At 72.9% G+C, this 7,593-nt stretch carries 8 protein-coding genes and 1 pseudogene; 4 read left to right on the forward strand and 5 right to left on the reverse strand.

Translation table 11 applies throughout. The annotated features are described in order from the left end of the window. Positions 1 to 148: 148 nt before the first annotated feature. A complete protein-coding gene (locus ABZ078_RS43765; RefSeq protein ID WP_356584181.1) occupies positions 149 to 604 on the forward strand; it encodes a hypothetical protein in 456 nt (151 codons plus the stop codon). A gap of 124 nt (positions 605 to 728) precedes the next feature. Here ABZ078_RS43765 and ABZ078_RS43770 read toward each other — a convergent pair whose 3' ends face one another. The 3 genes from ABZ078_RS43770 to ABZ078_RS43780 all read right to left on the reverse strand — a co-directional run bounded on the left by ABZ078_RS43770 (position 729) and on the right by ABZ078_RS43780 (position 2,535). Then, complete coding sequence (locus ABZ078_RS43770) at positions 729 to 1,220, reverse strand: hypothetical protein (protein ID WP_356584183.1); 492 nt, start codon at positions 1,218 to 1,220, stop codon at positions 729 to 731. A 127-nt stretch (positions 1,221 to 1,347) separates the two neighbouring features. Further along, a complete protein-coding gene (locus ABZ078_RS43775) occupies positions 1,348 to 1,860 on the reverse strand; it encodes a DinB family protein (protein ID WP_356584185.1) in 513 nt (170 codons plus the stop codon). 84 nt (positions 1,861 to 1,944) lie between these two features. Further along, positions 1,945 to 2,535 (reverse strand): TetR/AcrR family transcriptional regulator, encoded by a 591-nt coding sequence (locus ABZ078_RS43780; protein WP_356584186.1) that lies wholly within the window; start codon positions 2,533 to 2,535, stop codon positions 1,945 to 1,947. Between the two features lie 91 nt (positions 2,536 to 2,626). Here ABZ078_RS43780 and ABZ078_RS43785 point away from each other — a divergent pair, with 91 nt between their 5' ends. Together ABZ078_RS43785 and ABZ078_RS43790 are read left to right on the forward strand one after the other, a co-directional pair. Next, complete coding sequence (locus ABZ078_RS43785; protein WP_356584188.1) at positions 2,627 to 3,811, forward strand: FAD-dependent monooxygenase; 1,185 nt, start codon at positions 2,627 to 2,629, stop codon at positions 3,809 to 3,811. A 13-nt stretch (positions 3,812 to 3,824) separates the two neighbouring features. Beyond that, positions 3,825 to 4,730 (forward strand): Gfo/Idh/MocA family oxidoreductase, encoded by a 906-nt coding sequence (locus ABZ078_RS43790; protein ID WP_356584190.1) that lies wholly within the window; start codon positions 3,825 to 3,827, stop codon positions 4,728 to 4,730. On the opposite strand, the gene lnt is transcribed toward ABZ078_RS43790, so the two are convergent. Both lnt and ABZ078_RS43800 read right to left on the reverse strand, forming a co-directional pair. Continuing rightward, the gene (lnt, locus tag ABZ078_RS43795) at positions 4,654 to 6,234 is read right to left on the reverse strand and encodes an apolipoprotein N-acyltransferase (RefSeq protein ID WP_356584192.1); all 1,581 of its coding nucleotides are present in this window, start codon (positions 6,232 to 6,234) and stop codon (positions 4,654 to 4,656) included. The two genes, ABZ078_RS43790 and lnt, sit on opposite strands and share 77 nt — an antisense overlap. 70 nt (positions 6,235 to 6,304) lie before the next feature. Further along, positions 6,305 to 6,790, reverse strand: coding sequence for a nuclear transport factor 2 family protein (locus ABZ078_RS43800; RefSeq protein WP_356584194.1), 486 nt, complete (start codon positions 6,788 to 6,790; stop codon positions 6,305 to 6,307). Between the two features lie 92 nt (positions 6,791 to 6,882). On the opposite strand from ABZ078_RS43800, the pseudogene ABZ078_RS43805 reads away from it, so the two are divergent. Then, a pseudogene (locus ABZ078_RS43805) lies at positions 6,883 to 7,500 on the forward strand (DUF4291 domain-containing protein); the annotation flags it as partial. Positions 7,501 to 7,593: the final 93 nt, after the last annotated feature.

Raw genomic sequence — 7,593 nt, forward strand, 5'->3', positions numbered from 1 at the left:
CGCTCGACGGTTCCGGTCGCCGAACGCCCTACGGGCGAGCTGAAACTCAAGGAGCCGACGTTCAGGGAACGTCGGCCGCCGAGCGCGGATCGCGGGCGGGGGCCGTTAGCGTCGGGAGGGAGCAGCCGACGAGGGCCCGGAGGACGCGGTGGCGGAGCAGCAGAAGCAGGCGGCGCCGGATGCGGTGCTGACCCGGATCGGGCAGGTCGTCATCCTCCATCACGCGGGCGACCGCGAGGAGGCCCGGCACCGGTTGCTGGAGCTGTGGACGGAACTCGGCGAGGGCGGCGACCCCCTGCACCGGTGCACGCTGGCGCACTACCTGGCGGACACCCAGGACGACCCCTCGGACGAGCTGGCGTGGGATCTGCGGGCGCTGACGGAGGCCGAGGCGGCGAGGGGCGCGCTTGCCGTACGAGCCCTCTATCCCTCGCTGCATCTGAATCTCGCCGCCGACTATGTGAAGCTCGACCGCACGGAGGCAGCCCGCGTCCATCTGCGCCGGGCGCGAGGGGCGGCGGGGGCGTTGGGGGACGACAGCTACGGGGACGGGGTACGGGCGGAGATCCGCCGGTTGGAGGCGTGGCTGGGGGAGGGGCTGTAGTCCGTCGAGCCGCGGGCGGTCGTGCCGCGCGGGCAGTCGTGCCGCAGGGACGGCACGGGCGAGAGAGAACGGGCGGCAGGCGGCACCCCGTGGCGCCGGGTCGCGTGCCCCCGCCCCACACCTCTCAGTGCCCGTACGTCTGATCGCAGATCGTCGACTCCGGGCTGTCTGTCCTCCAGCCGCCGTACTTCCGGCCCAGCGCGCAGACGTCCGCGTTCTTCGGGGCCTCCGGGCGGATCGGCTCCGGCACCGCTACGGGTGGCCGCCGCCCGGTGTCGACGGCCGGGCGGCGGGGTTCGCGGTGCTCGGGACGGGGGTGCCGCGGGTGTGCGCGGGCGGCCGGAGGCCGGGGCGCCGGTGGTGGCGCCGTGGGGGACGCGGACCGTGCGGCGGACGGCGTGGGAGCCGGCCGCCGGGAGGGCTCGACGAGCGTCAGGGCCTCGCGGGCCGGCGCCTGCACGATCGGCCGCTCCGCCGACTCGCTCGGCCGGGGCGTCGGCGGCCGGGTCGGCGCCGACGGGCCCGGCACGGGCGGGTAGTGGACCGTCATACAGCCGGCGAGGGCCGAGACGGCCACGGTGACCAGGAGCGTTGCGGTGGTCGTCGTTCGATGCACGCGCGCAACTCTGCTGGTTGCGGCAGCCGTTGGGACGGCGGACGAGCAAGGTTGCTCCGGACGGGTGATCTCCGTCCTCGTACGGGCGACTCGGGGCCGCCGCGCTGACCTCAGTCGTCCGCTGACGTCAGTCGCCGGTGGCGCCGTCGACCCGCTCGCGGACCAGGTCGGCGTGGCCGTTGTGACGGGCGTACTCCTCGATCATGTGCGTGTAGATCCAGCGCAGGTTGTACCGTTCGCCGGTGCGCAGGTGCTTGCCCTCGGAGATGTCGTCGAGGCCGAAGCGGGCCGCGTTGCGCCGGGCGCTCCCGATCTCGGCCTGCCAGGTGGCGTACGCCTCCTGCCAGGTGTCCGTCTCGGAGAGATGGAACTCGCCGTCCTGGTCCTCGTCGGTGTAGTAGATCGGGCCGGCGTCCTCGGCCGCGAGCACCCTGCGGAACCAGCTGCGCTCCACCTCCGCCATGTGCCGCACCAGCCCCATCAGGGTCAGTTCGGACGGCTCCACGGAGGCGGTCCTGAGCTGGGCGTCGGTCAGGCCCTCGCACTTCCACGCGAGGGTCTGCCGGTGGTAGTCCAGCCAGCCCTCCAGCATCGTGCGCTCGTCGGCGGTGGTGGCGGGCTCATGGCGTTCGTTCGTCATACCCGCATCCTCGCCCAACCCGGTCCGCTTCACGAGGAGTTTTCACGGTCGCCGAACCGGGCGGCCGGGCGGGGGCGGAGCAGCTCAGTGGTCGAACATCCCGGCGAACAGCTCGCGCACCCCTGCGCGTACCTCCTCCAGGCTCGGCACGTCCGCGCTGTAGGACCCGGCCACGCAGCTGAACATCAGCCCGTCCGCCCAGGCGACCAGTGACAGTACGTGCCGGGCGGGGTCGGTCGAGCCCACCGCCGTGAGCAGGGCGGTGAGCTGGTCGCGGAAGCGGGCGCCGGTGGCGTCGAAGTAGGCGCGCAGCTCGGGGCGGCGCGTGGCCTCCAGGGCCAGTTCGTAGCGGGCGAGGGTCAGGTGGCGGCCGCGGGTCAGGGAGCGGTGCGTCGCCAGGGCCAGTCCGTCGGCCAGTGCGTCGAGACCGCCGCGCGGGTCCGGCATCTCCTCCAGTGCCAGGACACGCGCCTCGCGGTCGGCGAGCCGCCGCACCGCCAGTTCCAGCAGCGCCTGCCGGGTGCGGGCGAGGTTCGACGTGGAGCCCTGGGGGAGCCCGGCCGTCTCGTCGACCGCCCGGTGCGTGAGCCCGCGCATACCGCGCTCGGCGAGCAGCGTGAGGGCGGCGTCGGCGACGAGATCGGCGCGGGAGCCGCCGGTGGTGCTTACGGACATGGGGACCAACCTACCCCTCGCACTACGCCTGTAGTACAGTCGAGGCACTGCTTCACTACACCTGTAGTGAAGGTCGATGCGAGGAGGAGCCATGGCACGGTCGAGACGGGCCGTCGTGATCGGCGGCGGCATCGGCGGCCTGACCGCGGCGGCCGCACTGCACGGAAGGGGCTGGGACGTCACCGTGCTGGAACGGGCCGCGTCCCTGGAGCCGGTCGGCGCGGCCATCTCCCTCGCGCCCAACTCCCTGCGCGCCCTGGACGTCCTCGGGCTCGGCGACGAGATCCGCGACCTCGCGGCCTGGCAGGGCGACGGGGGACTGCGCACCCCGTCCGGGCGCTGGCTCTCCCGCACGGACGCCGACGCCGTGGCCGAACGCTTCGGCGGCCCCCTCGTCCTGCTGCACCGGGCCACCCTCGTCAGCAGCCTGGCCACGCGCATACCGCCGGACGCCCTGCGCACGGGCGCCGCCGCGACCGTCGCCGACCCGGGTGACGCCGACCGCCCCGCCCGGGTGAGCACCCCGGACGGCGACCTTGAGGCCGACCTCGTCGTGGCCGCCGACGGCATACAGTCCGCCGTACGCCGGGCGCTGTTCCCGCACCACCCCGGGGCCGTCTACTCCGGGTTCACCACCTGGCGGGTCGTCATCCCGGTGCCCGGCGCGCAGTTCGCCTCGCACGAGACCTGGGGCCCCGGCCGCATCTGGGGCTCGCACCCGCTCAAGGACGGCCGGGTCTACGCGTACGCCGCGGCGCTCGCGCCCGCCGGGGAGCGCGCGTCCGACGACGAGAAGGCCGAACTACTGCGCCGCTACGGCGACTGGCACGAGCCGATCCCCGCCATCCTCGCCGCCGCCCGCCCCGAGGACGTCCTGCGGCACGACGTCCACCACATCACCGAGCCGCTGCCCGCCTACCACCGCGGCCGGGTCGCCCTGCTCGGAGACGCCGCGCACGCCATGCCACCGACGCTGGGGCAGGGCGGCAACCAGGCCATCGAGGACGCCGTCGTGCTCGCCCACCACTGCGACGACCTCGACGCGTACACGGCGGCCCGCCTCCCCCGTACGACCGCCATCGCACGCCAGGCCGTGAAGGTCGGCCGGCTCAACATGGCGACCGGCCGTGCCGGGATCGCCGTGCGCAACACGGTGATCGCCGGGCTGGCCAAGCTCGCCCCCCTGCTGTTCCTGCGGGGCCTCGCGAGCATCGCCGACTGGCGGCCGCCGCAGTCGCCGTATGCTGCCGGAAAGGCCCCGGCAGGCAACCGCTAGAGGAGAACACCCCGTGAAGGTCGGCTGTATCGGACTCGGCGACATCGCGCGGAAGGCATACCTGCCGGTGCTCGGCGTCCAGCCCGGGGTGGAGCTGCATCTGCAGACCCGTACGCCCGCGACGCTCGCCCGGGTCGCCGACGGCCTCCACCTGCCGCCGGAGCAACGGCACGAGGACCTCGACTCGCTGCTCGCCCAGGGCCTCGACGCGGCCTTCGTGCACGCCCCCACCGTCGCGCACCCGGAGATCGTGACCCGGCTGCTGGAGGCGGGCGTGCCGACGTACGTCGACAAGCCGCTCGCCTATCGCCTCGCCGAGTCCGAGCGGCTGGTGGCCCTCGCCGAGCGACGGAACGCCAGCCTCGCCGTCGGCTTCAACCGGCGCTACGCACCCGGCTACGTCCAGTGCGCCGACCATCCGCGCGAGCTGATACTGATGCAGAAGAACCGGATCGGGCTGCCGGAAGAACCGCGCTCGATGATCCTGGACGACTTCATCCACGTCGTGGACACGCTGCGCTTCCTGGCGCCGGGCCCGATCGACGACGTGACCGTACGCGCACGCGTCGAGGGCGGCCTGCTGCACCACGTCGTCCTCCAGCTCGCCGGGGACGGATTCACGGCGCTCGGCGTGATGAACCGGCTCAGCGGCTCGGCCGAGGAGATCCTCGAGGTGTCCGGGCAGGACACCAAACGCCAGGTCCTCAACCTCGCCGAGATCATCGACCACAAGGGCCAGCCGACCGTGCGGCGGCGCGGGGACTGGGTGCCGGTGGCCCGGCAGCGCGGCATCGAGCAGGCGGTGCTGGCCTTCCTCGACGCCGTGCGCGCGGGCAAGGTGCTCAGCGCCCGGGACGCGCTGGCGACTCACGAGTTGTGTGAGCGGGTGGTACGCGCGGTTCAGGAGCGGGCCGCCTGAGCCGCAGCCGCAGGACCCCGGCCCCCTCGCCGACCGCCCATACGGCGACGATCAGCAGCGCCGCCTGCACCGGCCAGTCGCCGAAGCGGACGTACGGCGTGACACCGTCGGCCAGCGGCACCTCGTAGACGGCGCTCGTGCTCGCGCTCGTACCGAGCCAGGACCCCATGCGCTGCCCGCTCGGGCCGTACACGGCGGAGACGCCCGTGAGCGTCGCGTGCACCATCGGACGGCCGGTCTCGGCGGCGCGCAGCGCGGCGAGCGAGGCGTGCTGCTCGGGCGCCCAGCTCTGCTGGAACGTCGAGGTCGCCGACTGGGCGATCAGCACCTGGGCGCCGTCGCCCGCGAGGTTGCGGCTCATGTCGGAGAACGCGGACTCGAAGCAGACCATAGGGCCGATCCGCAGGCCCTGCCCGGCGTCCATCACGACCTGCCGCGTGCCCTGCCTGCGGTCCTCGGCCGCCGCTTTGCCCACCGAGGTCGCCCAGCCGAGCAGCGAGCGGGCCGGTATGTACTCCCCGAAGGGGACCAGCCGCATCTTGTCGTACCGGTCGCCGGTCGGGCCGTCCGGGCCGACGAGGATCGAACTCTTGTAGATGCCGGGCTTGTCGGAGCGCCGCGCGTCCACGTTGACCAGGATGTTCGTCCCCGTCTCGCGCGACAGCGCGGCGAGCCGCCGCGTGAGGTCGGGCCGGTCGCTCAGGTCGAAACCGATGCTGCTCTCGCCCCAGACGATCAGGTCCAGATCCTGCCCGGCCAGCTCCCGGGTGAGCTGCGCCTCCCGGTCGAAACGCCGGTCGGCCGAGGCGGCGCCCTGGATGACGCCCGGCTGCACGACGCCGATCCGCGCCCGGTCCTCGACGTCCGGGCGCGGGGACCACACCCAGGCGGCCGAGGTGGCGACGGCCGTGGCGAGGAGACCGGCCACCGCCGGGATCCAGGAGCCGCGCACCGTCACCAACACGGCGACCGCCACATTGACGGCCACCACGAGGAAGCTGATCAGCCATACCCCGCCCACCGAGGCGAGCCGCAGCGCGGGCTCGACCTGCCACTGACTGGAGCCCAGCACGCCCCACGGCCCACCGAGCCCCTGCCAGGAGCGGACGAGCTCGATCAGCAACCAGCCCGCCGGCACGACGACGAAGGCCGCCGCGACCCGGCCCGGGGACGCTCTCGCGGCCAGGAAACGGCGCACCAGCCAGCCCCACGGAGCCCACAACGCACCGAGCAGGGCGGCGATGACGAACGTGAACACGTGCAGGTTCGGCAGCAGCCAGTGGTGCATCGCCAGCATGAAGCCGAACCCGCCCCACCAGCCGTCGTACACCGCCCGCCGTCCGGTCGGAGCGGAGCGCAGCAGCGCGATCCACGGGACCAGGGCGACGTACGCGAACCACCACAGCGACGGTTCCGGGAACGCCAGCACGGGCAGCGCGCCGGCCAGAGCGGCGACGGTCGAGCGGCGCCACGGGGAGGTGAGCCAGTGGCTGATCGTCTTCATGCCTCACCTCCTACCCCGTGGTTCTTCCAGTGTGCCCGCGGGCACTGACAGTGGGACAGCGGACGCCCACTCAGTCGATCACCGCGGGCGCGGTCCGCTCGGGCAGGCGGCGCCACTTCTCCTGGACGACCACCTCACGCAGCCGCCAGCCGTCGTCCGTCCGCAGCAGCTCGAAGGCGTACCGGCCGCCGCACACGAAGTCGGGGGCCGAGGAACGCTCGCCGTTCTCGGCGAACCGCATCGGATTGACGTAGTCGGCCTGGACGGTGGCCGTGTCGCCGGTGTCCTGTTCCAGGATCCCGAAGCTCAGGCGGCGGTTGACGATGAGATGCTGCCGCATCGAGAACATCCGCATGCTCTCCGCGAGCCACGCGGCGACCTTTCCGGCGTCCCCCTCTATGCCGCCGGCCGAGCGGTAGTCGGCCCGGCCGTCGGGCGTGAACAGGCTCCGGTACGCCGCCCAGTCGCCGTCGTCCACGGCCACCGCGTACTCGGTGATCATTCCGTCGACCGTAAGTCGGTCCCTCAGGGTGGCGAGCTCCACACGCTGCGTCATCGGCTCAGTGTTGAGCATCAGGTGACCGCAGCCAAGAGGGCGTGCGGCGATATTCGGTGGAGGTCGACGGGGTCATTGGTGAGGCTGTGCCTGTGACAGAGCAGAACGACCGATCGGTCCGACCTGAACCCGCGTTCCGCGTGCGCGCCCACCACACCGAGACCACGGTGACCGTGTACCAGGCGTACCGGCCCCAGATCGGCCGGGCGGCGGCCCGTGACGGCCGCTTTCCGTCAGCTTGGAGCCGTGAGCGCATGACCTGGATCAAGCCGTCGTTCCTGTGGATGATGTACCGCTGCGGCTGGGCGACCAAGGAGAACCAGGAGACTGTCCTGGCCGTCGAGATCAGCCGGGAGGGCTTCCTCTGGGCGCTGCGCCACGCGTGCCTCTCGCACCACGTCCCCGCCCTGCACGGTGACCAGGCCACCTGGAAACGGCAGTTGAGGGCGGCGCCCGCGCGTGTGCAGTGGGATCCCGAACGCGATCTGCGCCTCAACCCCTTGCCGTACCGCTCCCTTCAACTGGGGCTCGCCGGTGAGGCGACCGCCCGGTACGCGGACGAGTGGATCGTCGGGATCGAGGATGTGACACCGCTCGCGACGCAGATCCACGCGTACGTGCGGGTGGGTGAACTGGCGCGTGCCGCCGAGCTGTTGCCGCAGGAGCGGCCGTACCCGCCGGCGGACGACGTCCTCGCGCATCTGCGGGCCTGGTCGCCACCGATCCCCGCACGGTCGAGGGCGGCCTTGATCGCGAAGCCGCCGAGGTCGGCTCCGGAGAAGGACTTCAGCGAGCCCAGCAGC

The organism is Streptomyces sp. NPDC006385 (genome assembly GCF_040612485.1).
In the GTDB taxonomy this organism is placed as follows: domain Bacteria; phylum Actinomycetota; class Actinomycetes; order Streptomycetales; family Streptomycetaceae; genus Streptomyces.